The sequence below is a fragment of the Qipengyuania oceanensis genome (assembly GCF_009827535.1).
GTDB classification, from domain to species: Bacteria; Pseudomonadota; Alphaproteobacteria; order Sphingomonadales; family Sphingomonadaceae; genus Qipengyuania_C; species Qipengyuania_C oceanensis.
The window spans coordinates 87,281-111,996 of the sequence record NZ_WTYN01000001.1; the positions used below are offsets into that span (position 1 = coordinate 87,281).

25 protein-coding genes and 1 tRNA gene are annotated in these 24,716 nt (G+C 64.5%); 18 read left to right on the forward strand and 8 right to left on the reverse strand.

All coding sequences use genetic code 11. From position 1 onward, the window contains the following. Positions 1–238 precede the first annotated feature (238 nt). Positions 239–781 carry a hypothetical protein gene (locus tag GRI48_RS00390; RefSeq protein ID WP_160669780.1) on the reverse strand — a complete coding sequence of 181 codons (543 nt, stop codon included), beginning with the start codon at positions 779–781 and terminating at the stop codon, positions 239–241. A gap of 48 nt (positions 782–829) precedes the next feature. Between GRI48_RS00390 and GRI48_RS00395 the strand changes: the two genes are divergently transcribed. Further along, a complete protein-coding gene (locus tag GRI48_RS00395) occupies positions 830–1,570 on the forward strand; it encodes a TlyA family RNA methyltransferase (protein ID WP_160669783.1) in 741 nt (246 codons plus the stop codon). On the opposite strand, the gene GRI48_RS00400 is transcribed toward GRI48_RS00395, so the two are convergent. Continuing rightward, on the reverse strand, positions 1,567–2,991 hold the full coding sequence (locus GRI48_RS00400) for a helix-turn-helix domain-containing protein (protein ID WP_160669786.1): 1,425 nt from the start codon (positions 2,989–2,991) through the stop codon (positions 1,567–1,569). The two genes, GRI48_RS00395 and GRI48_RS00400, sit on opposite strands and share 4 nt — an antisense overlap. Positions 2,992–3,113: 122 nt before the next feature. Between GRI48_RS00400 and GRI48_RS00405 the strand changes: the two genes are divergently transcribed. The 7 genes from GRI48_RS00405 to GRI48_RS00435 all read left to right on the forward strand — a co-directional run bounded on the left by GRI48_RS00405 (position 3,114) and on the right by GRI48_RS00435 (position 12,283). Further along, a complete protein-coding gene (locus tag GRI48_RS00405; protein WP_160669789.1) occupies positions 3,114–4,646 on the forward strand; it encodes an acyl-CoA carboxylase subunit beta in 1,533 nt (510 codons plus the stop codon). Positions 4,647–4,740: 94 nt separating this feature from the next. After that, on the forward strand, positions 4,741–5,196 hold the full coding sequence (gene mce / locus GRI48_RS00410) for a methylmalonyl-CoA epimerase (protein WP_160669793.1): 456 nt from the start codon (positions 4,741–4,743) through the stop codon (positions 5,194–5,196). A gap of 19 nt (positions 5,197–5,215) precedes the next feature. Continuing rightward, entirely contained in the window at positions 5,216–6,004 is a 789-nt protein-coding gene (locus GRI48_RS00415; protein ID WP_160669796.1) for an enoyl-CoA hydratase-related protein, read from the forward strand. Positions 6,005–6,008: 4 nt separating this feature from the next. Continuing rightward, positions 6,009–6,620, forward strand: a complete 612-nt coding sequence (locus tag GRI48_RS00420) for a glutathione S-transferase family protein (RefSeq protein WP_160669799.1) — start codon at positions 6,009–6,011, stop codon at positions 6,618–6,620. Between the two features lie 7 nt (positions 6,621–6,627). Continuing rightward, positions 6,628–8,793 carry a methylmalonyl-CoA mutase gene (gene scpA / locus GRI48_RS00425; RefSeq protein WP_160669802.1) on the forward strand — a complete coding sequence of 722 codons (2,166 nt, stop codon included), beginning with the start codon at positions 6,628–6,630 and terminating at the stop codon, positions 8,791–8,793. A 202-nt stretch (positions 8,794–8,995) separates the two neighbouring features. Beyond that, positions 8,996–10,009, forward strand: a complete 1,014-nt coding sequence (gene bioB, locus GRI48_RS00430; RefSeq protein WP_160669805.1) for a biotin synthase BioB — start codon at positions 8,996–8,998, stop codon at positions 10,007–10,009. Between the two features lie 204 nt (positions 10,010–10,213). Beyond that, positions 10,214–12,283 carry an acetyl-CoA carboxylase biotin carboxylase subunit gene (locus GRI48_RS00435; protein WP_160669808.1) on the forward strand — a complete coding sequence of 690 codons (2,070 nt, stop codon included), beginning with the start codon at positions 10,214–10,216 and terminating at the stop codon, positions 12,281–12,283. A gap of 6 nt (positions 12,284–12,289) precedes the next feature. Here GRI48_RS00435 and GRI48_RS00440 read toward each other — a convergent pair whose 3' ends face one another. The 3 genes from GRI48_RS00440 to GRI48_RS00450 are packed head-to-tail and all read right to left on the reverse strand — an operon-like array spanning position 12,290 to position 14,739. Next, entirely contained in the window at positions 12,290–13,060 is a 771-nt protein-coding gene (locus tag GRI48_RS00440; RefSeq protein WP_160669811.1) for a cyclase family protein, read from the reverse strand. A 9-nt stretch (positions 13,061–13,069) separates the two neighbouring features. Next, positions 13,070–14,179, reverse strand: a complete 1,110-nt coding sequence (gene aroB / locus GRI48_RS00445) for a 3-dehydroquinate synthase (RefSeq protein ID WP_160669814.1) — start codon at positions 14,177–14,179, stop codon at positions 13,070–13,072. Further along, the gene (locus GRI48_RS00450) at positions 14,170–14,739 is read right to left on the reverse strand and encodes a shikimate kinase (RefSeq protein WP_160669817.1); all 570 of its coding nucleotides are present in this window, start codon (positions 14,737–14,739) and stop codon (positions 14,170–14,172) included. The genes aroB and GRI48_RS00450 overlap by 10 nt, the downstream gene beginning before the upstream one ends. Before the next feature lie 39 nt (positions 14,740–14,778). Between GRI48_RS00450 and GRI48_RS00455 the strand changes: the two genes are divergently transcribed. From GRI48_RS00455 to GRI48_RS00475, 5 genes are all read left to right on the forward strand, one after another. Further along, a complete protein-coding gene (locus GRI48_RS00455; RefSeq protein WP_160669820.1) occupies positions 14,779–14,949 on the forward strand; it encodes a hypothetical protein in 171 nt (56 codons plus the stop codon). Next, positions 14,946–16,781: a hypothetical protein gene (locus GRI48_RS00460; protein ID WP_160669823.1), complete on the forward strand. Its 1,836-nt coding sequence runs from the start codon at positions 14,946–14,948 to the stop codon at positions 16,779–16,781. The genes GRI48_RS00455 and GRI48_RS00460 overlap by 4 nt, the downstream gene beginning before the upstream one ends. Positions 16,782–16,791: 10 nt before the next feature. Continuing rightward, a complete protein-coding gene (locus tag GRI48_RS00465) occupies positions 16,792–17,682 on the forward strand; it encodes a tyrosine recombinase (protein ID WP_160669826.1) in 891 nt (296 codons plus the stop codon). Positions 17,683–17,697: 15 nt separating this feature from the next. Then, entirely contained in the window at positions 17,698–18,642 is a 945-nt protein-coding gene (locus GRI48_RS00470; RefSeq protein WP_160669829.1) for an acetyl-CoA carboxylase carboxyltransferase subunit alpha, read from the forward strand. Between the two features lie 98 nt (positions 18,643–18,740). After that, positions 18,741–20,216 (forward strand): M48 family metalloprotease, encoded by a 1,476-nt coding sequence (locus GRI48_RS00475; protein ID WP_160669832.1) that lies wholly within the window; start codon positions 18,741–18,743, stop codon positions 20,214–20,216. A gap of 89 nt (positions 20,217–20,305) precedes the next feature. Here the strand turns inward: GRI48_RS00475 and GRI48_RS00480 are convergent, their stop codons facing one another. Together GRI48_RS00480 and GRI48_RS14215 are read right to left on the reverse strand one after the other, a co-directional pair. After that, positions 20,306–20,491: a Flp family type IVb pilin gene (locus tag GRI48_RS00480; RefSeq protein ID WP_160669835.1), complete on the reverse strand. Its 186-nt coding sequence runs from the start codon at positions 20,489–20,491 to the stop codon at positions 20,306–20,308. 114 nt (positions 20,492–20,605) lie between these two features. Beyond that, the gene (locus tag GRI48_RS14215; protein WP_237451668.1) at positions 20,606–20,953 is read right to left on the reverse strand and encodes a Flp family type IVb pilin; all 348 of its coding nucleotides are present in this window, start codon (positions 20,951–20,953) and stop codon (positions 20,606–20,608) included. Here GRI48_RS14215 and GRI48_RS00490 point away from each other — a divergent pair. Beyond that, positions 20,952–21,317, forward strand: coding sequence for a (deoxy)nucleoside triphosphate pyrophosphohydrolase (locus GRI48_RS00490; RefSeq protein WP_237451669.1), 366 nt, complete (start codon positions 20,952–20,954; stop codon positions 21,315–21,317). The genes GRI48_RS14215 and GRI48_RS00490 overlap by 2 nt on opposite strands. A 57-nt stretch (positions 21,318–21,374) precedes the next feature. Continuing rightward, positions 21,375–21,451, forward strand: a tRNA-Arg gene (locus GRI48_RS00495). A gap of 56 nt (positions 21,452–21,507) precedes the next feature. Here the strand turns inward: GRI48_RS00495 and GRI48_RS00500 are convergent. Continuing rightward, entirely contained in the window at positions 21,508–21,909 is a 402-nt protein-coding gene (locus GRI48_RS00500; RefSeq protein ID WP_160669841.1) for a metallopeptidase family protein, read from the reverse strand. Positions 21,910–22,009: 100 nt separating this feature from the next. On the opposite strand from GRI48_RS00500, the gene GRI48_RS00505 reads away from it, so the two are divergent. The 3 genes from GRI48_RS00505 to folE are packed head-to-tail and all read left to right on the forward strand — an operon-like array spanning position 22,010 to position 24,679. Then, the gene (locus tag GRI48_RS00505) at positions 22,010–22,501 is read left to right on the forward strand and encodes a hemerythrin domain-containing protein (RefSeq protein ID WP_160669844.1); all 492 of its coding nucleotides are present in this window, start codon (positions 22,010–22,012) and stop codon (positions 22,499–22,501) included. A gap of 10 nt (positions 22,502–22,511) precedes the next feature. After that, positions 22,512–24,056 (forward strand): phospholipase D-like domain-containing protein, encoded by a 1,545-nt coding sequence (locus tag GRI48_RS00510; RefSeq protein WP_160669847.1) that lies wholly within the window; start codon positions 22,512–22,514, stop codon positions 24,054–24,056. Beyond that, positions 24,053–24,679, forward strand: coding sequence for a GTP cyclohydrolase I FolE (gene folE / locus GRI48_RS00515; protein ID WP_160669853.1), 627 nt, complete (start codon positions 24,053–24,055; stop codon positions 24,677–24,679). Before GRI48_RS00510 ends, folE begins: the two co-directional genes overlap by 4 nt. Positions 24,680–24,716 lie beyond the last annotated feature (37 nt).

The window sequence follows — 24,716 nt, forward strand, 5'->3', positions numbered from 1 at the left end:
GAATATGCTCCGTAGGGATCTTCACCGACCTCGCTACTGAACCATGAGACATCGGATCACCTCCTTTCGAGCTTGTGAGCTAGAACCCCGTTTCACCGGGATCCAAGACCGCGCTAGCCGCTGATCTTGATCGCAATGTGAGTCGAATCGGGGGCGAAAACAAGGCTTGAAAAAAACTTATCCCGCGTCAGAATTGTGCGCTGTGGCCCGCGAGATTTCGCGGGCTTTTTGATTCTCGTTACCGGCAGTCCTCGATCACCCTGGTGACCTCCGGCCAGGACGGGACGTAGAGCGTCGCCATGCCGGGAATCTCGACCGCGAAACGCCCCTTGCTGATGGCCATCGCATCGAGGAAGCGGTCGTTCGCAGGCAGCACCGCTGCCAAGCTGGGAGTGGCACCGAAAGGCTGGGCGGCAAGCGTGCGATTGCCGGTCTCTGTGCGCACGATCATCGATGTCTGCCCGCGTGCCTCACCGGCGCGGGCGAGCGTGATCGTCCGGTTGGAACGGTTGCAGGTCATCGTGAACCGCGCATCGGCGGAAGAAGGGCCGAAGAAGGCCGATGTCGTGGTGCCGCCATTGCGGTAGGTCCAGTCGCCCGGCGTTGCTGGCGCGTCCATCCAGTTCTGATAGACCGGCTGGACCACGGCGGTCGGGGTCGGTGTAGGTGCCGGGGCGGGTGCGGGCGCAGGCGTCGGGGTGGAGGCAGGCTGCGGTGCGCAAGCGGCGACGGCGAGAGTTACGGCAATCGCGCCGGCGAAATGGGAATAGATCGGTTTCATGTCCTCTCAATGCGCGCTAGGCGGCAAGTTTCCAATGCCCGAGAACAAATGAGCCGAAAGAAACGCCTCGACCAGATGCTCGTCGACCGGGGGATGGTCGAAAGCCGGACCCGTGCGCAGGCGCTGGTGATGGCGGGACTGGTGTTCTCGAACGAGCGCAAGCTGGAAAAGCCGGGCCAGCAGATGGCTGAGGACGCGCCGCTCGACGTGCGCGGACGCGATCATCCCTGGGTCAGTCGCGGCGGGATCAAGCTGGCCCATGCCATCGAACATTTCGATCTCGATCCGGCGGGCGTCACCGCGATGGATATCGGCAGCTCGACCGGCGGCTTCACCGACGTTCTGCTCCAGGGCGGCGCTGCCCATGTCTTCGCGGTCGACAGCGGCACCAACCAGCTCGCCTGGAAGCTGCGGCAGGACGAACGGGTGACGGTTCTGGAGCAGACCAGCGCGCGCATCCTGACGCCGGAGTTGATCGATCGGCCGTGCGGCTGGGTGGTGTGCGACGCCAGCTTCATCGGCCTTGCCAAGGTGCTCGAACGCCCGCTCGAACTGGCAGCGCCTGCATGCAGGCTGGTCGCACTGATCAAGCCGCAATTTGAAGTCGGGCGCGAGGAGGTCGGCAAGAAGGGCGTGGTCAGCGATCCGGCCTTGCACGAACGGGTGTGCGGCGAAGTGCGCGCCTGGGTCGAGAGTATCGGGTTCGAGGTGCAGGGCATCGTCGAGAGCCCGATCACCGGACCCGAGGGCAATGTCGAGTTCCTGATTTCCGCGCTCAGAACCGGCTAGCCGATCCGGTAGGGGACCACGCCGCGATGGTCGGGGTCGACCTCGATTTCGCGATCGCTCGGCGGGAAGGCGCGCTGGTCGCAATCCGGGCGCGGACAGATGCGGCAGGAAATCCCGATCGGCACCACGCTGCGTTCCGAGGCGAGGTCCAGCCCGTCGGCGTAGATGAACTCGCCCGCGTGGGTCGTCTCGCAGCCCAGCGCCACGGCATAGCGGCGCGGCGGCCGCTCGAAAGTGCCTGACGGTTTTACCAGGCCCTTGGCCATCGAGACATAGCGCACCCCATCGGGCGTTTCCGCCAGCTGCACGAGGATACGGTCGGGCACGGCGACGGCCTCGTGCACGATCCAGAGCGGGCAGGCCCCGCCGAATCGTGCGAACTGGAGCCGCGTCGCCGAATGCCGCTTGGTGATGTTGCCGGCCATGTCGACGCGGCAGAAGAAGAACGGCACGCCCTTCGCGCCATCGCGCTGGAGGGTCGAGAGCCGATGGCAGGTCTGTTCGAAACTGGTGCCGAAGATCTGCGCGATGCGGTCGATGTCGTGCCGCAAGGTCCGGGCGGTGCGACGAAAGTCGTCGTAGGGCATCAGCAGCGCGCCCGCCGCGTAGTTCGACAGGCCGACGAACAGCAGCTGGCGCGAGGCGGCGCTTTGCAGCTTCGCGCCTTCGATGACGGCGAGGATCTCGTCGCGCAAGGCCAGCGAGACGAGCTGGTGCGCGAGCTGGAAGCGGCGGCTTTCGGCGGGCTGCCCCGGGTCGATGACCAGGTGGCTCATCTCCGCGTCGAAACTGCGAATGCCCGACTGGCCGGAATAGATCAGCGAGATCGACAGCGCCTGCCTGAGGTGCGTCTCGATCGCCTCTGTGCCGGGGGAGGGTGCACGGCCGCGCAACTGCCGAGCCAGCTTTTCCGCCGCGCGGTCGAGCGTGTCGACGTAATTGTTGGCGAAGTGAAACCAGTCGCGCACCTGCTCCCACGGAAGGCGGGCGGTCGCAGCGGTGTCGGCCGCGGGATTCTCGGTGGTGAGCGCCTCGTCCACCATCGCGAGCCGCTGGCCGGTGCGGCGATAGGCCTCGTGAAGCGCGACGAACCGCTCGGCAAAGGCCGGGTTCTGCTCGGCGAGGCGGGCAAGCTGGTCGGGCGGCAGCGGTTCGGCGAACAGCGGGTCGGCGCTCGCCTCGCGCAGCGCGACCACCAGCTGTTCGGTGCCGTCGGTGCCCAGGTCCTGCCAGTCGACTGGGAACAGGCTGGCGAGCTTCTCGATCAGCGCCGAAGTGAGCGGGCGCTGGTCGTTTTCCAGCTGCGAGAGATAGCTCGCACTGACGCCGAGCGCCGTCGCCAGGTCGGCCTGCCGCAACTCGCGACTTTCGCGCAGGGCGCGCAGGCGTTGACCTGCAAAGAGGCGGCGACGGACCGGCATCACACTTCGCATAATTTGCAAACACCGGCTTTGCAACTTCGCAACTTTGCATTGGACAGCGCCGTCGGGCAGCGCCAACACGCACGCTTCGCCAGTCGTGAATGGCCGCTTGTGGAGAGCCAATGTCCGCCAATATCGCCGAAATGGAACGCCGCCGGGACGCAGCAAAGCTGGGCGGCGGGGAAAAGCGCATCGCCGCGCAACACGCCAAGGGCAAGCTGACCGCACGCGAGCGGCTGGACATATTGCTGGACGAAGGCAGCTTTGAGGAACTCGACACCTACGTCGAGCATGACTGCGTCGATTTCGGGATGCAGGATCAGAAGATCCCGGGCGACGGTGTCGTCACCGGCAGCGGCACGATCAACGGCCGGCTCGTCTTCGTATTCAGCCAGGATTTCACCGTCTTCGGCGGCTCGCTGTCTAAACGCCACGCGGAAAAGATCTGCAAGGTGATGGACATGGCCATGAAGGTGGGCGCACCGGTCATCGGCCTCAACGACAGCGGCGGCGCGCGCATCCAGGAAGGCGTGGCTTCGCTCGGCGGATATGCCGAGGTGTTCCAGCGCAATGTACTCGCCAGCGGCGTGGTGCCGCAAATCAGCCTCATCATGGGGCCGTGCGCGGGCGGCGCGGTCTATTCGCCCGCTATGACCGACTTCATCTTCATGGTGGAGGACAGCTCCTACATGTTCGTCACCGGGCCGGACGTGGTGAAGACGGTGACGAACGAGGTCGTCACGCAGGAAGAACTGGGCGGGGCAAAGACGCACACCACCAAGACTTCCGTCGCCGACAACGCCTTCGCGAACGATATCGAGACGCTGCTCGCGACGCGCAATTTCTTCGATTACCTGCCGCTGTCGAACCGCGAGGATGTGCCCGAGCGGCCGACCAGCGACCCGTGGGACCGCATCGAGGACAGTCTCGACACGCTGATCCCCGACAACGCCAACCAGCCTTACGACATGCACGAAGTCATCCGGAAGACGCTGGACGAGGGCGACTTCTTCGAGATCCAGCCGGGCCATGCGGGCAACATCATCTGCGGTTTCGGCCGGGTCGAGGGCCGCACGGTGGGCGTGGTGGCGAACCAGCCCATGGTGCTCGCCGGCGTTCTCGACATCAATTCTTCCAAGAAAGCCGCGCGCTTCGTGCGCTTCTGCGATGCTTTCGAAATTCCGATCCTGACCTTCGTCGACGTGCCCGGCTTCCTTCCCGGCACGGCGCAGGAGCATAACGGCATCATCAAGCACGGCGCGAAGCTGCTGTTCGCCTATGCCGAGGCGACCGTGCCCAAGATCACCGTGATCACCCGCAAAGCCTATGGCGGCGCCTATGACGTGATGGCCTCCAAGCACCTGCGCGGCGACTTGAACTACGCTTGGCCCACGGCCGAAATCGCGGTGATGGGCGCCAAGGGTGCGGTCGAGATCATCTTCCGCCAGGACCGCGACGACCCCGACAAGATCGCCGAGAAGACGAAGGAATACGAAGACCGCTTCGCCAACCCCTTCGTTGCGGCACAGCGCGGCTATATCGACGAGGTGATCTACCCGCACTCGACGCGGCGGCGCATCGCGTTGGGGCTAAGGAAGCTGCGCGGCAAGCAGCTCGAAAACCCGTGGAAGAAGCATGACAATATTCCGTTGTGAGTAAGCGCGGCATCCTGATCGTTTTGCTTCTCACTGGGGCAGTTTTTGCGCTGATGCTTTACAGCGGGATGTTCATGCACGGAGATCCAATCGAATGAAACTCGGCCGGCTCAACCATATCGGCGTCGCGACGCCCTCGATCGCGGACTCCATCGCCTATTACCGCGAGACGATGGGGGCGGTGCGGATAACCGAGCCCTTCGATCTCGAGGCGCAGGGCGTAAAGGTCTGCTTCGTCGAAACGCCGGACGCCCATGGCGAGCTCGGCAAGGGCACCCAGATCGAGCTGATCGAGCCGTTCAACGAGAGCAGCCCGATCAACGGTTTCCTCGCGAAGAACCCGGCGGGCGGCCAGCACCACGTCTGCTACGAGGTCGAGGATATCGAAGAAGCGCGCAGCTGGTTCGAGGACAAGGGCAAGCGTATTCTCGGCCCCACGCGCATCGGGGCGCATGGCACGCCGATCTTCTTCCTCCATCCCAAGGACATGATGGGGCAACTGACCGAGATCATGGAGACGCCGAAGGACGGCGCGCACTGGTCGAACTGAGATAAACTGAAGAGACACGATGGCCGACTACGAAACTATCAAGACCGAACGCGACGGCGACGTCCTGATCATCACGCTGAACCGGCCGGAGCGCCTGAACGCGATGCCGCCGCAGATGGCGGACGAAATCGGCGCGGCCTTCTACGATCTCGAGGGTGCGCGCTGCGTGCTCATCACCGGCGAGGGCAAGGGCTTCTGTTCGGGCGCTGATCTGGCCGCGCGGGGCGAAGGCAATGCGCTCGCCAACAAGGGCGGCAGCCATCGGGCGCTGTCGAACCACTACAACCCGGCGGTCAACATGGTGCTGCGCGCGCCCGTGCCGGTCGTGTGCGCGGTCAACGGCCCGGCGGCGGGCGTCGGCTGTTCGCTGGGCCTTGCCGGCGACTTCGTGCTGGCAGGCAAGAGCGCCTATTTCCTCCAGGCCTTCGTCAACATCGGCCTGGTACCCGACGGCGGATCGACCTGGCTGCTGGCTCGGACCATCGGTCGCGCCCGCGCCACGCGCATGATGATGCTGGGCGAGAAGATTTCGGCCGAACAGGCGGAGGACTGGGGCCTCATCTACAAGGCGGTCGACGACGATGCGCTGATGACCGAAGCGAAGGAACTCGCACAGCGCCTCGCAAGCGGCCCGACGCTCGCCTATTCGACGATGAAGCGGAACATCGCCACCGCGCTCGACGGCGGCCTGCCAGAAGTGCTGCAGGCCGAGGCCGAGGGCCAGCGCCTGGCCGGCGCGAGCGAGGATGCGCGCGAGGGAGGCATGGCCTTTCTCCAGAAGCGCAAGGCCGAATTCAAGGGCAAGTAGGCGGATGCTTTTCTTCGACAGCCCCAATCCCGCGCCCAATCCGCGACGCGTGCGCATCTTCGCGGCGGAGAAAGGCGTCGAGCTGCCCACGCGCACGATCTCTATCCCCGAGCGCGAGCAGAAGTCGGACGAGTACCTCAAGCTCAATCCGCGCGGGCAGACCCCGGCGCTGCAGCTCGACGATGGCACGGTGATCGCCGAAAGCGTGGCGATCATGCGCTATCTCGAGGCGAAGCATCCCGAACCGCCGATGTTCGGGACCACGCCCGAAGAGATCGCGGCGATCGAGATGTGGAGCCGCCGGGTCGAGATGGTCCTGATGGCTCCGGTCGGCGCGGTGTGGGTGCACACGCATCCCTTCACCGCCAGGATCCCGATCCGCATGCCCGAATGGGGCGAGACGAACCGCCCGCTGGTGGAGGCGGCGTTCCGCTTCTTCGACCAGTCGCTGGAAGGACGCGAATTCCTCGCGGCCGACAGCTTCACCAGTGCAGACATCCTGCTGCTGACGACCTTCGATTTCGCGAAGTTCGTCGGCTGCGGCACACCCGACGATTGCACCCACCTGCGCGACTGGCACGAGCGGGTTTCGGCTCGCCCGAGCGCCAGCGCATGAGGACACGATGACCGACAAGCCCACCTATGACGACTGGAAGCCCCTCGCCGAAAAGGAAGTGAAGGGCCGCGATCTCACCTGGCACACGCCGGAAGGCATCGCCGTGAAGCCGCTGTACACGAGCGAGGATACCGAAGGGCTCGACCCCGCCGTGTACGCCGGAGTTCCGGGCATCGCGCCGTTCACGCGCGGGCCCTATGCCTCGATGTACACCGGCCGTCCGTGGACCATCCGGCAATATGCGGGCTTCTCGACCGCCGAGGAATCGAACGCATTCTATCGCCGCAATCTTGCCGCTGGGCAGAAGGGGCTTTCGGTCGCCTTCGACCTCGCCACGCACCGCGGCTATGACAGCGACCACCCGCGCGTGGTCGGCGATGTCGGTAAGGCGGGCGTCGCGATCGATACCGTGCGCGACATGGAAATCCTGTTCGACCAGATCCCGCTCGACACCATGAGTGTCAGCATGACGATGAACGGTGCGGTGATTCCCGTGCTCGCTTTCTACATCGTCGCGGCAGAGCGGCAGGGGGTCAGCCAGGACAAGCTCGCCGGGACCATCCAGAACGACATCCTCAAGGAGTTCATGGTCCGCAACACCTATATCTACCCGCCCGAACCATCGATGCGGATCGTTTCGGACATCATCGCATATACCTCGGCCAACATGCCGAAATTCAACAGCATTTCGATCTCGGGCTATCATATGCACGAGGCCGGGGCGACGGCCGTGCAGGAGCTCGCGTTCACCATCGCCGACGGCAAGGAATACGCCAAGCGTGCTATGGAAGCGGGGCTCGATATCGATGCCTTCGCGCCGCGCCTGTCCTTCTTCTGGGGCATCGGCATGAACTTCTTCATGGAGATCGCCAAGATGCGCGCCGCGCGGGCGCTGTGGCACGACGTGATGGACGGGCTGGGGGCGCAGAATCCCAAGTCGAAGATGCTGCGCACGCACTGCCAGACGAGCGGCGTGAGCTTGCAGGAGCAGGACCCCTACAACAACGTCATCCGCACTACGATCGAGGCGATGGCGGCGGTGCTGGGCGGCACGCAGTCGCTCCACACCAACGCGCTGGACGAGGCGATCGCGCTGCCGACCGACTTTTCCGCCCGCATCGCGCGCAATACGCAGCTGGTGATCCAGGAAGAGACCGGCGTCACCAGGGTCGCCGATCCCTTGGGCGGCAGCTATTATATCGAAAGCCTGACCGCCGCGCTGGTGGATGAAGCGAAGAAGATGCTCGACGAGGTCGAGGCGGCGGGCGGCATGACCGAATATGTCGCCAGCGGAAAACCCAAGGCGCAGATCGAGGAAGCCGCCGCCGCCAAGCAGGCGAGCGTCGACAAGGGCGAGACGGTGATCGTGGGCGTGAACAAGTACCGCCTTCCGCAAGAGGCCGAGATCGACACGCTCGACATCGACAACCACGCCGTGCGCCAGAGCCAGATCGAGCGTATTGCGAAGGTGCGCGATGGCCGTGACGAGGCGGCTTGCCGGGCGGCTCTCCAGGCGCTGACCGAAGGTGCGAAAGGCGGCGCGAACGTGCTGCAACTTGCAGTGGAAGCCGCACGCCACGACGCAACTCTGGGTGAAATTTCCTCGGCCATGGAAGAGGTGTTCGGGCGCTACGACACTTCGCCCAGGCCCGTGCGCGGGGTCTTCGCCGAAGCCTATAACGAAGATGATCGGTATGCCCAGGTCGTCGAGGGCGTGAAGGCGGTCGAGCGGCGGCTCGGCCACAAGCCCAAGCTGATGGTCGCCAAGATGGGCCAGGACGGGCACGATCGCGGCGCGAACGTGATCGCCAGCGCCTTTGCCGACATGGGCTTCGATGTGCTCAGCGGCCCGCTGTTCCAGACTCCGCAAGAAACCCGCGACATGGCACTGGCCGAGAACGTCGACGCCATCGGCGCGAGCAGCCTTGCGGCAGGCCACAAGACGCTGATCCCCGAACTGATCGGTTTGCTGAAGGAAGCAGGCCGCAGCGACATCAAGGTGATCGCCGGCGGCGTCATCCCGCAGAAGGACTACGACTTCCTGCGCGATGCCGGAGTGCAGGGGATCTACGGACCGGGCAGCAATGTGGTCGAATGCGCCGCGGATGTGCTGCGCCTGCTCGGCCACAATATGCCGCCCGCGGGCGAAGATCTGGACGAGGCGGCGGAATGAAACCCCTTGTTGCCTGGGTCAACATCTTCGGAGGCACACTGGTCTGGATCGTGGTGACTACGGTCGTCTTCTTCTATTTGAGTTTTCCCAACTACTCGACTGGCACCACGCCGCCATTTTGGCCGAGAATCGTTCTACTCGCCATTTCGATCGGCACGTGGACGCTAATGGTTCGACACTACCTTAGAAAGGCAAAACGCTAATGCCTTTGCAAATCCGCACCGATTGGACCCGCGAGGAAATCGCGGGGCTGTTCGACCTTCCCTTTACCGAGCTGCTGTTCCGTGCGGCCAGCGTACACCGGGAGAACCATCCGCCCGAACAGGTCCAGCTCTGCACGCTGCTCAGCATCAAGACTGGTGGGTGCCCGGAGGATTGCGGCTATTGCTCGCAGTCGGTGAAGGCCGACAGCGGGGTCGAGGCGACCAAGCTGATGGAGGTGCAGTCGGTCCTGCAGCGCGCGGCGCAGGCGAAGGATGCAGGTTCGCAGCGGTTCTGCATGGGCGCGGCATGGCGCAACCCCAAAGACCGCGACATGCCCGCGATTCTGGAGATCGTGAAGGGCGTGCGCGCGATGGGGCTGGAGACCTGCATGACGCTCGGGATGCTGACGCCGCGGCAGGCCGACATGCTCGCCGAAGCGGGACTCGATTACTACAACCACAACATCGACAGCAGCCCCGAATACTACGAGCGCGTCATCACCACGCGCACGATGGGCGAGCGGCTCGATACCCTCGCCAACGTGCGCGCGGCGGGGATTAACGTGTGTTCGGGCGGGATCGTCGGCATGGGCGAGACGCGTGAGGACCGCGTCGGCTTCGTCCACACGCTCGCCACGCTGCCGCAGCATCCCGAAAGCGTGCCGGTCAACGCGCTGGTGCCGGTCAAGGGCACGGTGCTGGGCGACATGCTGGCCGACACCCCGCTCGCCAAGATCGACGATATCGAGTTCGTCCGCACCGTGGCGGTCACGCGCATCACCATGCCGCTCTCGATGGTGCGCCTCTCTGCGGGCCGCGAGAGCATGAGCGAGGCCACCCAGGCGCTGTGCTTCCTCGCCGGCGCGAACTCGATCTTCACCGGCGACAAGCTGCTGACCGCGCCCAACGCCGGCGACGACAGCGACGCCGCGCTGTTCGCAAAGCTGGGGCTGATGGCGCTGAAGGGTGAGGAGCCGATGCGCGATTGTAAAGTGGTGGAGGCGGTGGAGTGACATTCACTCAGAAACTGCGTGCGAAACTGCCTTTCACGATCGCTGGCCTGATCGTCGCGGTCCTGTTGAGCGTGGCGATGTTCACTGTTTTTCCGACGAATTACCCCTGGATCAACCTAATCCCGGGGGCGATCATCTGGTTGATCGTAACCCCGCTCATGCAGCGGCGTGCAGTCCGCCTCCGCGACAGAAAGACGAACTAGGATGTTCTCCAAAATCCTCATCGCCAACCGTGGCGAAATCGCATGCCGCGTCATCAAGACCGCTCGCCGCATGGGTATCGAGACCGTCGCGGTATATTCCGATGCCGACGCGCGCGCGCCCTTCGTCAAGATGGCCGACGAAGCCGTGCATATCGGCCCGGCGCCCGCGGCTGAAAGCTATCTCATCGCCGACAAGATCATTGCGGCGTGCAAGCAGACGGGCGCCGAGGCGGTCCATCCGGGCTACGGCTTCCTCTCCGAACGGGCGAGCTTCGTCGAGCAGCTCGCTGCAGAAGGCATCGCCTTCATCGGCCCGCCGGCGAATGCGATCGCGGCCATGGGCGACAAGATCGAATCGAAGAAACTGGCCAAGCAGGCGGGCGTCAACGTCGTGCCCGGCTTCGTCGGCGAAATCCGCGATACCGACCATGCGGTCGAGATCAGCAACGAAATCGGCTACCCGGTGATGATGAAGGCCAGCGCGGGCGGCGGGGGCAAGGGGATGCGTCTAGCCTACTCCGAAAAGGACGTGCGAGAAGGTTTCGAGGCGACCAAGCGCGAAGGCCTCAACAGCTTCGGCGACGACCGCGTCTTCATCGAGAAATTCATTCTCAATCCGCGCCACATCGAGATCCAGATCCTCGGCGACCAGCACGGCAACATCGTCTACCTGAACGAGCGCGAATGCAGCATCCAGCGCCGCCACCAGAAGGTAGTCGAGGAAGCGCCGTCGCCCTTCGTCACGCCCAAGATGCGCAAGGCAATGGGCGAGCAGTGCGTCGCCCTGTCGCGCGCAGTCGGCTACTTCAGCGCGGGCACGGTCGAGCTGATCGTCAGCGGCGCGGATCCGAGCGGCGAGAGCTTCTACTTCCTCGAAATGAACACGCGCCTCCAGGTTGAACATCCGGTGACCGAGGCGATCACCGGGGTGGATCTGGTCGAGCAGATGATCCGCGTGGCGGCCGGCGAGAAACTTCCGTTTACGCAGGACGACATCGGTATCGACGGCTGGTCGATCGAGAACCGGGTCTATGCCGAGGATCCCTATCGCGGGTTCCTGCCCAGCATCGGGCGGTTGGTCCGCTACGACCCGCCGATCGAGGGCTGGACGGAAGGCGAGGTCGCCGGGAGCGACCGGCGCGGCGTACCGGTCGGCAATGGCGGGGTACGCGTCGATGACGGCGTCTACGACGGCGGCGAGGTGTCGATGTTCTACGACCCGATGATCGCCAAGCTGGTCACCTGGGCCCCGACCCGCGACGAGGCTGCGGACCTGCAGATCGCCGCGCTCGACGCGTTCCGGATCGAGGGACCGGGCCACAATGTCGACTTCCTTTCGGCGCTGATGCAGCATCCGCGCTTCCGCTCCGGCGAGCTGACCACGGGCTTCATCGCCGAGGAATATCCCGACGGCTTCGAGGGCGCGGCGACGAGCGAGCGCACGATCGGCGTGCTGGCGGCGGTCGCCGGCGTGATCGCAACGGCCGACGCGGACCGTGCGCGACGGATCGAAGGCCAGCTCGACGGGTCGCTCGCTCCTCCGGGCGACTGGTCCGTCAAGATCGGCGAGACCTCGCACGAGGTCGTGCTCGACGAGGAAAACATCACCGTCGATGGCGAACCGGTCGCCGTTTCGTTCGAATACACGCCGGGCGATAGGTTCGTGATGGTCGATCTTTACGAGACCACCGAGCGGGACGACGAGGCCGAGCCGCTGGAAAGCTACGGCATCCAGCTCGAGCCGATCCGCATGGGTTATCGCATGACCACCCGCGGCGCCAAGCACGAGGCGCACATCCTGCCGCAGCGCGTCGCGCATCTCGCCGATTACATGATCGAGAAGGTGCCGCCGGATCTGTCGAAAATGCTGATCTGCCCGATGCCCGGACTGTTGGTGAAGCTGCACGTCGCCGAAGGCGACGAGGTCCAACCGGGCCAGCCGCTCGCCACGGTCGAAGCGATGAAGATGGAGAATATCCTGCGCGCAGAAAAGGAAGGCACGATCGCCAAGATCAATGCGGGCGAGGGCGACAGCCTCGCGGTGGACGAGGTGATTCTCGAGCTGGAGTGAGCGGGACTATTCCTCGACCATCGCGACAGCGCGGATCCAGCCCGCGCTCGCGCGTTCGATCTTCACCGGAAAGCAGCTCAGCGTGAAGCCGTGGCTAGGCAGCGCGGCGAGGTTGGTCAGCTTCTCGATCTGGTAATAAGGGCGGATGCGGCCGGCCTTGTGGCCTTCCCAGATGATCGATGGATCGCGGGTTTCTGCCCAGCGCTTGGCCGTGTGGCTGAATGGCGCGTCCCAGCTCCACGCGTCGGTGCCGACGACTTCGACGCCGTGATCAGTCAGCCATAGGGTCGCTTCTTCGCCAAGGCCGACGCCCTGGTCGGTGAAATTAGCGGTGCCGTAGATCGCCCCCGATTGCACCAGCACGATATCGAGCGGCTGTACCGCGTAATCGATGCGCTCGAAGGCCTCTGCCACCTCGGCTCCGGTGACGACGTGCCCGTGCGGCAGGTGGCTGAAGTCGAGCTTCACGCCGGGCCGGAAGAACCGGTCGAGCGGGGCCTCGTCGATGCTCGGGGCAGGGGAGGCACCGGCATCGGTCGTCGAATGGAAATGCCAGGGCGCGTCCATGTGCGTGCCGTTATGCGTACTCAGCGTGAGGCTCTCGACCGCCCAGCCTTCGCCGTCGGGCAAATCGTCCTTCTCCAGCCCCGGGAAGAACATGGCGATCTGCTGCCACGTGCTCTCGTGCGTCATGTAGGTGATCTTCGGGCGCATCACCTCCGGGTCGGAAACGACGTCATTGGTGATCGGGATGCTGAGGTCGATGAAGCGGGTCATCGCCCGAACCTAGTGCGCTTGAAGCTGCTCGTCGAGGAAGGCCGCGACATCGTCAAGCGCGACGTCTTTGGCGAGAAATGCTGCACCGATGCTGCGCAGCAAGATGAACGGCAGCGTGCCTGCATCCATCTTCTTGTCGTGGAGCATGTGGTCGGCCAGATCGCGTCCGGCGCAGTCCATGCCCAGCGCGGCGATCTCTGCCGGCAGGCCGGCCGCGTCGACCGCTTCGGTCACGTTCAGCGCGGTTTCTGCATCGGTCAGCCCGGTCCGGGCGGAATAGCGTGCGGCAAGGACCATTCCGAGCGCGACGCCTTCGCCGTGGAGCAAGCGGTCGGAAAAGCCCGTCTCGGCTTCCAGTGCATGGCCGAATGTATGGCCAAGGTTCAGCAGCGCGCGCGCTCCGCTCGTCTCGCGCTCGTCTTCCGCCACGATCCGGGCCTTGGCGGCCACGCTGGTCGAGACGGCATGTTCGATTGCCGCATCCTCGAGCGCCAGCACGTCGGCGCCATTCGCGCGCAGCCAGTCGAAGAATTCCCGGTCGCCGAGAACGCCGTACTTCAGGACCTCGGCATAGCCGGCCCGCAATTCGCGCAAGGGGAGGGTGGCGAGGCACGCGGTGTCGGCCAGCACCAGCGAGGGCTGGTGGAATGCCCCGATGAGATTCTTTCCGGCAGCAGTATTAATCGCAGTCTTCCCGCCCACCGAACTGTCGACCTGCGCCAGCAGGGTGGTCGGTATCTGGATGAACCCGCAACCGCGCTTGAGGATCGCGCAGGCAAAGCCCGTCAGGTCGCCGACGACGCCTCCACCGAAGGCGAGGACGTGGTCGCCCCGTTCTACCCCCTGGGCGAGCAGCCAGTCGGTCAGTCGTTCGAGACCGGACCAGCTCTTCGCGCTTTCGCCGCCGGGCGTTTCGTACAGCGCGATCTCGTAACCCGCTGTCGCGAGGGCCGACGTCAGCCGATCGCCATGCGCGGCCCATGCGGCGGCATCCGCTACGACGGGGACGATCCTCTTGCGCAGGAAAGGCGCGGACAGCTTGCCGGCGTCTTCCAGGAGACCCTTTGCGACATGGACTTCGTAGCTGCGGCCGGCGAGCGAAACGGGAATTACAGCCATCGGTCGATTGCCTCGATTATCCGCATCGCGGTCTCGGTGTGTGGTGCATCGTCGGTGACGATGTGAATCTGTGCCTGCGAATAATCGCCGCTGCGCTGTTCTTTCAGCTGGGTCAGGATTTCCCGGGGATTGCCGTTCCTGAGCAACGGGCGGGTTTTCTTGCGACTGGTGCGCTCGACCAGTGTCTCGATTTCGCAGTCAAGCCATACGGCGATGCATTCGTCGAGTATGAGCGCCCTAGTTTCGGCATTGCAGAACGCTCCGCCACCGGTCGCGATCACGCCGCGTCGTTCCTCGACGAGCCGCGCGATGACCCGGCGCTCGCCATCGCGGAAATAGTCTTCGCCGAATTGCTCGAAGATCTCCGCCACCGTCATGTGTGCTGCATCCTCGATCGCCGTGTCTGCGTCCACGAAATCGCGTCCCAGCAGAGCGGCCAGCTTGCGCCCGACCGTCGATTTGCCGACCCCCATCAGGCCGACCAGCACGATCGGCCGTTCGATCCGGCGCGCGATCGCGGCGATCGCCGCATCGTTCAATGTGCTTGCTGTTTCGGTCATTGCCGCATCGCCTATAGATGGGCTAGATGCCGCGCAACCATGGACACGAGGGTCGAAACAGGTTTGGGACGCATGCGGATCGGGCGCAGGGAATTCATCGCGATTGCGGCCGTGGTGGTGGCCTTGCTGTTCTTCGCCTGGTTCGATGGCGGGGAAGAGCCTGTGCGCCCGATCGTCCAGGAAATCCCCTATGAAGGTTCGGCTCAATGAGGCGCGGACTGCTGATCGGCGGTGCCGCGCTGACGCTGTGCTCGGGCTTGGTGGTCGCACAGGATGCCCCCGAATCGATCCTTCCGCCCGGTTTTGACGATCCGGCTCCGGCTCCCGCCCCGGCGCCCGCTCCCTCGGCCGCACCTGCGCCGCGTCCCACGCAGCCTCCCAGCGCGCCCGGTTCCTCGCCCGGCGCATCGGTGCCGACGATCCAGCCATTGCCCGGCATTCCGGCCGACGACGGGCTCGATCGGCTGCCGTCGCTCGAGGAACTGCAGGCCATGTCGACCGACGAGCTGGACGAACTTCTGGGCCTCAAGCCCAAGTTCGATATTCCTCCGGCCGCGCGGCGCGGCCTGACCCGGGTCGGAGTTCTATCGAGCGAGGAAGGCGGTTTTCCCGCAGGTTCGCTTGCGCGTCAGCCCGGCCGACTGGTCGCGGCGGCGCTGGCGGGGACCGACGGACCGCTGGTGTCGCGATGGGGTCATATCATGCTCCGCCGCGCGCTCGCCAGCCGGCTGGCAAGTCCCGAGGGGCTGGATCCCGTGCGCTTTGCGGCGCTGCGGGCCAGGGTCCTCAACTCGATGGGAGAATTCGCCGTCGCTCGCGCCATCGCGCAGGATGTCGATACCCAGAACTGGGACGAAGGCCTGACGAACGCCGCGCTTACGTCGAGCCTTGCGACCTCCGATATTGTCGGCGCCTGCCCCGCGGTGCGGTTGCAGGGCAGCGTCCGCGACGATGCCGAGTGGACCATGCTGCAGGCGATCTGCGATGCCTATGCCGGCGAGGAAACCCGCGCCAACCTGCAGCTCGGCCGCGCGCTATCGCGAGGGATCGCCCCGCGCATCGACGTGCTGCTTGCCCAGCGTTTCGCCGGCGCGGCGGGGAATGGCCGACGGGCGGTCGACATCGAGTGGGACGAGGTCGAGGAGCTGACGCCGTGGCGGGTCGCCTTCGCCAACGCGCTCGGTCTGGAAATTCCTGAAAATCTGCGGAGCGGCGCAGGCGACTACTACCGGATGGTCTGGGCAACGTCGCCCGCGATGTCGCTGCCGCAACGTACCGACGGTGCGGAGCTTGCCGCGGCCCGCGGCATCTTCTCGTCCGACGCGATGATCGACCTGTATTCCCAGATCTATGCCATCGACGAGATCACGGGCGATCCCGCGCTCGTTTCCACGCGCCTGCGCGAAGCCTATGTGGGTAGCGATCCGGCGACGCGGGTCACCGCGATCAAGGACGTGTGGGGCGGCGAAACCCCGGACTACGGCCGGCTGGTGCTGACCGCCTATGCCGCGGCGCGAATCCAGCCGAGCGAGGATCTGGCGGACGATGCAGGTCTGCTCATCGCGTCGATGCTGACAGCCGGTCTCGATCGCGACGCCGCGCTCTGGGCCAACGCGGTCGATGACGGAAGCCTTGGCTGGGCGCTGCTGGCGCTCGCGCGCCCGGCCGACAACCTGCAGTTCGATGGCGGCGACGTGGACGGCTTCATCGACGACGACGACAGTGTCGGACAGCGCAAATCCGCGTTCCTCGTTGCCGGCCTCGCGGGTCTGGGGCGGATCGACGACGGCGTTGCCTCCGACATGAGCGAGCGGCTGGGTTTCAACCTGCGTTCGCAGAACCGCTGGACCGTCGCCATCGATCGTGCGGCGGAAGTCGGCAATCCCACGCTGGTCGCGATTCTCGCCGGGCTCGGGATGCAGGGTGACGACTGGTCGCAGATGACGCCGCGCCACCTGTATCACATGGTGTCGGCCATGCGCCGGGTGGGCCTCGAAGCCGAAGCGCGGATGATTGCGGCAGAGGCCGTCGCGCGCGCATGACCGGCGACCGATGTCGCGGGAAATAGACGAGTTTCTGGTGATGCTGGCGGCCGAACGCGGGGCCGCCGCCAACACTCTCGCCGCTTACAGGCGCGACCTCGAAGGCGCAGAGGAGACGATCGGCGATCTGGCTGGCGCCAGGAAGACAGGGCTGGCAAGGCTGGGCCAGGGCTGGGCGCATTACGCGCCGAGCACCGTCGCCCGGAAAGCCTCGGCGTTGCGACAGTTCTACGGTTTCCTCGTCGATGAAGGGCTGCGCGCGGACGATCCGAGCGATGCGCTTCCGCGCCCCGCCACGCGCCGCCCCTTGCCCAAGATCCTCTCGCACGGCGACGTCGAGGCCTTGTTCGCACGAGCCGAACTGGAGGCAGCGAGCGACGATGCGAAAGCGGTCCGGCTGCTGGCAATGCTGGAATTGCTCTACGGGTCGGGGCTGCGTGCAACCGAACTCGTCTCGCTGCCGCTTGCAGCCGTGCCGCGCGACGCGCCGTTCCTGACGATTACAGGGAAGGGCGGGCAGCAACGCATGGTCCCTGTGAGCGGTCGGGCAAAGCAGGCCCTGGCCCGCTGGCTGCCGCTTCGCGGTGCAGAGCGATCTCGCTTTCTTTTTCCCTCGCGCGACAGCCATCTTGGGCGGGTCCGCCTGTTCCAGATGCTGAAGGCGCTCGCGGTGCGGGCCGACCTTTCCCCCGATGCCGTTTCTCCGCACGTACTGCGTCACGCCTTTGCCACGCATCTGCTGGAGGGCGGGGCGGATCTGCGTGTGCTCCAGAACCTGCTGGGCCATGCCGACATCGCCACGACGCAGATCTACGCCCACGTCGATGCGGCGCGGCTGGTCGCTCTGGTCAACGAGCGTCACCCGCTTGCCAAGCGCACCCTTGCCGACCGGCGCGGTTGAGACTAGCGGGTGCGGATGAATTCTTACCTCGATTTCGAGAAGCCCGTCGCACAGCTCGAGCAGCGGATCGCAGACCTCAGGGCCGCAGCGGTCGACGACGAGGTCGACATCGCCAACGAACTGAAGCGGCTCGAACTCAAAAGTGCGGACCTGCTTGCGAGCACCTACGCGTCGCTGACGCCGTGGCAGAAAACGCAGGTCGCCCGTCACCCGTCGCGGCCGCATTTTCGCGACTACGTCGATTTCGCGTTCGAGGATTTCATGCCGCTGGGCGGCGATCGTACCTACGGCGAGGACGAAGCGATCCTCGGCGGGTTCGCGACGATCGACGGCCGCAAGGTCGTGCTGATCGGTCACGAAAAGGGCAACGACACCGAGAGCCGGCTGCGCCACAACTTCGGCATGGGCAAGCCCGAAGGCTATCGCAAGGCGATCCGCCTGATGGAACTGGCCGGGCGCTTCGGCCTGCCTGTTGTCACGCTGGTCGATACCTCGGGAGCCTTTCCCGGGATCGAAGCGGAAGAGCGGGGCCAGGCAGAAGCCATCGCGCGCTCGACCGAGGCGTGCCTTGCACTCCCGGTCCCGATGGTCGCGACGATCGTGGGCGAAGGCGGATCGGGCGGCGCCGTCGCGCTCGCCAGCGCCGAGCGGGTGCTGATGCTGGAACACGCGGTCTATTCGGTGATCTCTCCGGAAGGCTGCGCCTCGATCCTGTGGCGAACTGCCGAGAAGGCGCCCGATGCGGCAGAGGCGATGAAGATCACGGCACAGAACCTCAAGAAGCTGGGCGTGATCGACCGGATCGTGACCGAACCGGTCGGCGGCGCGCATCGCGATCCGCGCAGGATGGCCGAATCGCTGCGTACGGTGATCGTCGAGGAGCTCGACATGCTGTCCGGTCGCTCGTCGGACGAGCTGCGCCGAATGCGCGAAGAACGCTTTCTCCGGATCGGCGGCTAAATCGAACTTCGGACTGCGGGAACATCGCCTGCGCGCGAATGTTGACCCCTCATGACCAACCCGGCGCCGTCGGTGGCTGCGCCTGTCCGGAGAATTTCATGAAGGGTCTCAAAAAACTAGCTCTCGCCTCGACGGCTGCCTTGCCGATGGTGCTTGGCGCCTGCGCGTCGACCGGCAGCATTCCCAGCGCATCGGCACCGATCACCCAGACCGAGGCACAGCAGGGCGCAGAGGCGCACCCGCAGCTGTTGCAGGAATTCGGCGGGGCGATGACCGGCAGCACCGCGCAATATGTCGAGAGCGTGGGCAAGGGCATCGCAGTCCAGTCCGGGCTCGGAAACGCGCGTGACAGCTTCACCGTCTCGCTGCTCAACTCATCGGTCAACAACGCCTTCGCGATCCCCGGCGGCTACGTCTACACGACCCGCCAGCTGGTCGGCCTGATGAACAACGAGGCTGAGCTTGCCGGCGTGCTCGGCCATGAAGTCGCGCACGTCGCGGCGCGCCATTCCCAGCGGCGCCAGGCAAAGGCGCAGCAGAATTCCATCCTCGGCGCGGTTGGAGCGATCCTTTCCGGCGTCCTGCTCGGCAACAGCGGCATCGGCCAGCAATTGGGCCAGACTTTCCTGCAAGGGACGCAGCTCCTGACGCTCAAGTTCTCGCGCAGCCAGGAACTCGAGGCCGATACGCTCGGCATCCAGTATCTCAACAAGGCGGGTTACGATCCGCGCGCTATGGCGACCGTTCTGCAGAGTCTCGCGGCGCAGAACTCGCTCGATGCCTCCATCCAGGGCCGCAATGCCACGATCCCCGAATGGGCATCGACTCACCCCGACCCCGCCGGCCGCGTGCGCGAGGCGCTGCAGAAGGCGCAGGCCGTCGGCACGGGAGGTGTCACGAATCGCGACACGTTCCTCACGCGGATCGATGGACTGATGTATGGCGACGATCCCAAGCAGGGCGTCATCGAAGGTCAGAGGTTCATCCACCCCGATCTGGGCTTCTCGTTCAGCGCGCCGAACGGTTTCTACATGATCAACGGCACCACTGCCGTGTCGATCAACGGCCAGAGCGGCCAGGCGCAGCTGAGCCTTGCCCCCTACAACGGCAACATGGACAGCTACATCCGCAGCGTGTTCCAGAAGCTGGGCGGGCAGAATACCCAGCTTGCGCCGCAAACGATCGAACGGACGACCGTCAACGGACTGCCGGCTGCCTATGGTTCGGCACGCGTCAACAACGGTAACAGCCAGGTCGACGTAACGGTCTTCGCTTACGAGTTCGCGAACAACCGCGCGTATCACTTCGTGGCGATCACCCCGGCCGGCCAGGCGGGGACGTTCAACTCGATGTACCAGTCGATGCGCCGGATTTCTTCGAGCGAAGCGGCTAGCGTCGTTCCGCGCCGGATCGACGTGGTGACGGTCGGCAGCAGCGATACGGTAAGCTCGCTGGCACGTCGCATGGCCTATACCAATGCGCAGGAACAGCGTTTCCGCGTACTCAACGGCTTGTCGTCGAGCGACCGGGTTACGCCGGGCCAGAAGGTCAAGATCGTCGTCCGCTCGCGCTGAGGCGGCCCGGACGACCGGCAAAGAAAAAGGGCGGCTGGGTTTCCCCGGCCGCCCTTTTCTTGTGCCAGCTTAGTGACTGAGCGTTAGGCTTATGCCGGCGCCTTGTCGTTGCCTTCAGCCATCTTCGACTGGACGGTGTTGAACGTGGTGTTCAGTTCCGAACCCAGGCTCTGCATCGCGGTGATCGCAGCAACGGCGATCAGGGCGGCGATGAGGCCGTATTCGATGGCGGTGGCGCCCTGCTCGTCGCGGAGCAGCTTGTTGATGAACTTCATTGTGTGTCTCCTGGTTCAGTCTTCGGTACCCGACCCTGTTCGGACTGGCCGTCCAAGGCATTTGCGGAATTAGGAGCAACCGATTGATAAATTCCTAACGCCGCACTTCTCATCTCAGCCTTCGCGAGCCTTGGCGGACGAATCCGACACCTGGCTGTTCACGTCGTTCCAGGTGCTGGTGACTTCGGTGCCGACACTCTCGACAGCCCCCACCATGGCCAGGAACATCAAGGCCAAGATCAGCCCGTACTCGACGGCGGTAGCCCCCGAGATGTCGTCGCGAAGAGCCTTCAAGGATTTGAACGGATTCATCGAAACACCTGTCGAAACGGTCTGATGCTTCGCTTTTTCCGTATAACCTCTTAAGAATTTCTTATCGGGAGCCGCACGATTGAAAAATATTCCGACAGCGATGGTGGTCGTGGCAGGCGCTTTGCGTGGCGCGGACGGACGCTGGCTCATGCATCGCCGCCCGTTCGACAAGCACCACGGCGGCTTGTGGGAATTCCCGGGCGGCAAGGTCGAGGAAGGCGAAAGCCGCCCGGCTGCGCTGGTGCGCGAAATGCAGGAGGAACTCGGCATCGAGGTCGATCAGGGTGCACTTGTCGAGGTCGCCAGCGCGGCGACCGACGGCGGCGATGGCTCGCCTGCCATTGTCATTTATCTTTACACTGTCGGCCGCTGGATCGGCCAGCCTGCCGCGCTCGAAGGGCAGGCGATCGGATGGTTCGATTTTGCCGAGATCGCTGCGCTCGAAAAGCCACCGCTCGATGTCGAGCTTTCGGCGGCACTTTTTGCCGCCAACGGCGCCGATCGGATCAAATAGGACCGCATTGGGGATTGCATTGCCGGTGAGGCCTGACTATGTGCCGCCCTCCAACGCGCGCCAGTAGCTCAGCTGGATAGAGTACCTGACTACGAATCAGGCGGCCGGAGGTTCGAATCCTTCCTGGCGCGCCATAAAAAGCCCATGACCCCCACCGGGTCGTGGGCTTTTTTGGTTCCGGCGATGCCTCTCAGTCCGCCTCGTCCTCGAGCGCGTGCATGTCGTCGTCGCTGAAACCGAAATGATGGCCCGCTTCGTGCACGACGACGTGCGTTACGAGGTCGGCAAGGTCCACGCCGGTTTCCTCCCACTCGGCGATCAGCGGCATGCGGAACAGCCAGATTCGCGGCGGCATCTCGGACGGATCCCACTGGGACTGTTCGGGCAGGGGCACGCCTTCGTACAGGCCCGAGAGCTCCCACTTGTCGTCGAGGTCGACCGCAGCCAGCTGTTCGGGGGTGGCGAAATCGACCACGCGCAGTGCGACATCGACGAGCTGTTCGCGGAACTTAGCCGGCAGCCGGCGCAGCGCCGCGTCGGCCAGGCGTTCGAAGGTCGCGATGTCGGGATCGCCCGCACGTTCGTAGGACATGTGCTGCGATATGGGTCGTGGTTCGGCTAAAACCAGTGCACCGAGGAACCGTAGCGCACCTTCGCCTGTTGCTAGGGCAAATCAATCCCGGAGACTGTCAATGGCTGCCAATCAGGAAATTTTCGCTCGTTTGAAGGAAGACCACGATCGGCACCGCGACCTGCTGGATCGGCTGCTGCAGACCAGCGGGGATTCGCCCGAGCGCCAGGAGCTGTTCGAGGAGCTCACGAAGGAGCTTAAGGGCCACGCATCTGCCGAGGAGCAGGCGCTCTATTCGACCATGCTCCGCAAGCCCCCGACCACCGACGACACGCGGCATTCGGTGGCCGAGCACCACGAGATCGAAGAAGCGCTCAACGACCTTGCCGCGACCGACATGAGCGAGGGCGGCTGGCTGACGAAATTCAAGACATTCGATCACGATTACCGGCACCACATCGACGAAGAGGAGAAGGAACACTTCCCCGAATTCGCCGAATATCTGACGAAAGAAGACGAGCAGCACATGAAAGAGGTGTTCGAACGTCGGAAGAAACAGGAAAAGGCAGAAGCCGAGGTCACGCCCGAGAAGAAAGAGGACGCGAAGGAGTAGGCCGTTGCAAATGGGGGGCAATGCTGACGAAACCCATCACAATCCCGAGTTCTCCGACGAGTCGGTCGAACCCGGTGTATGGCGATACGAGAAGGCGCGGCGCGCAAGCGTTATCGTCGATGCGGAGGATTATTTCCGCCTGATGCGACAGGCGATGCTGAAAGCCCGTCGCCGGATCCTGCTCATCGGATGGGACTTCGATACCCGTATCCATCTGGAGATCGGGCGGCGTTGGTATCAGCGCTTCACATCCGACCAGGCACCGGCGAGGCTCGGAAGTTTCATCCTCTGGCTCACCAAACACAATCGCCAGCTGGAGGTGCGCGTCCTGCGCTGGGGCTACGGCGCGCTCAAGTTCTTCACCCGAGGGTCGATGACGATGGACCTGCTGCGCTGGTGGCCGCGCAAGCGCATCGACTTCGAATTCGACACTGCGCATCCGACCGGCGCGAGCCATCACCAGAAGATCGCAGTCATCGATGACGATTTTGCCGTGTGCGGCGGTATCGACATGACGACCCACCGATGGGACACGCGCGAGCATCGCGAGGACGATGATCGGCGCAAACGGCCGCGCGGTTCCAAATATGGTCCCTGGCACGATGCCACCATGATGATCGAGGGCGAGGCGGCCACTGCGCTGCGCGAACTGGGCGAAAATCGCTGGGAGCGGGCGAACGGTCCGCCGCTCGACAAAGTCGAGCCGAGCGACGACAGCCCGTGGCCCGACGAACTCGAGGTGCACTTCGAGAACGTGGAGATCGGCATTGCGCGCACGCGCGGCGAGTTCGACGATACGACAGAGGTGATGGAAATCGCCCTCTTGTTCGAAAGGCAGATCGCGGGCGCCAAGAAATTCATCTACGCCGAAAGCCAGTACTTTGCGTCGCGGCGGATCGCCGAGGCCTTGTGCAAGCGGCTGTCGGAACCCGATCCGCCCGAAGTGCTGATCGTGCACCCTGCCAATGCCGATGGCTGGCTGGAGCAGCAGGCGATGGATCACGCGCGCGCGGAGCTGGTTCGCACCCTCGGGGAAGTCGATCCGGGCAATCGCTTCAACCTCTACGTGCCCTACACGGGCGAGACGCCGATCTATGTTCACGCCAAGATCCTGATCGTCGACGACGAGATTTTCCGGATCGGTTCGGCCAACATGAACAACCGGTCGCTTGGCCTCGACAGCGAATGCGACGTCTTCATCGACAGTACGCGAGCCGGGAACGGCCACGCGCAGCCGCAGATCGCCCGCCTCCGCTATTCACTGCTGGCGGAGCATTGCGGGATCGAGGAAGACGAGGTTCCCAATCTGATCGCCCGGCACGGATCGATGGCGGCGATGATCGAGTCGCTGGGGCGCGAGCGCAACCGGACACTGCGGCGGTTCGACCTGCCCGAGCTCAACGAGGTGCAGGAAAAGCTCGCCACTTCCCAGTTGCTCGATCCCGAGAAGCCGGAAGAACTTTTCGAGCCATTCAGCAAGGGCGGCTTGTTTCAACGCAATTCGCGGCTACGGCACATCCGCAAGAAACTGATGAGACGGAAGGACCGCGAATGAGCAGCCTAGTTGGACCGGACGAAGACAGCCCGATCGATCGCAGCGGCGACCGCAAGCCTCCCGTGCCCGAAGACGTCCAGGACGCGATCCGCACGCTGATCCGGTGGACGGGCGACGACCCGACGCGTGAAGGCCTGATCGACACGCCGAAACGCGTAGCGCGCGCGTGGAAGGAATACTGTCTCGGTTACGAAGAAGATCCGTCCTATCACCTCAGCCGCGTGTTCGAGGAAGTCGGCGGGTACAACGAGATCGTCCTGCTCAAGGACATCCCGTTCCAGTCGCATTGCGAACATCACATGGCGCCGATCATCGGCAAGGCGGCGATCGCCTATCTTCCCAACGACCGAGTTGTCGGTATCTCGAAACTCGCCCGTGTTCTGCATGGCTTTGCGCGTCGGCTGCAGGTGCAGGAGAGGCTGACTGCCGAAGTGGCCGACTGCATCTGGGAGCACCTCAATCCCCAGGGCGTGGCCGTGGTCATCGAAGCGTCGCACAGCTGCATGACCGCGCGCGGAGTGCGGACGCCGGGCGTCGGCATGATTACCAGCCGGATGATGGGCACTTTTCTGGAAGACCAGCGTAGCCGCAAGGAAGTGCTGAGCCTGATGGGCTACGGTTGAGGCCGCGCCCGCTGGAAGGGTCAGGCGGGAGCGCCGC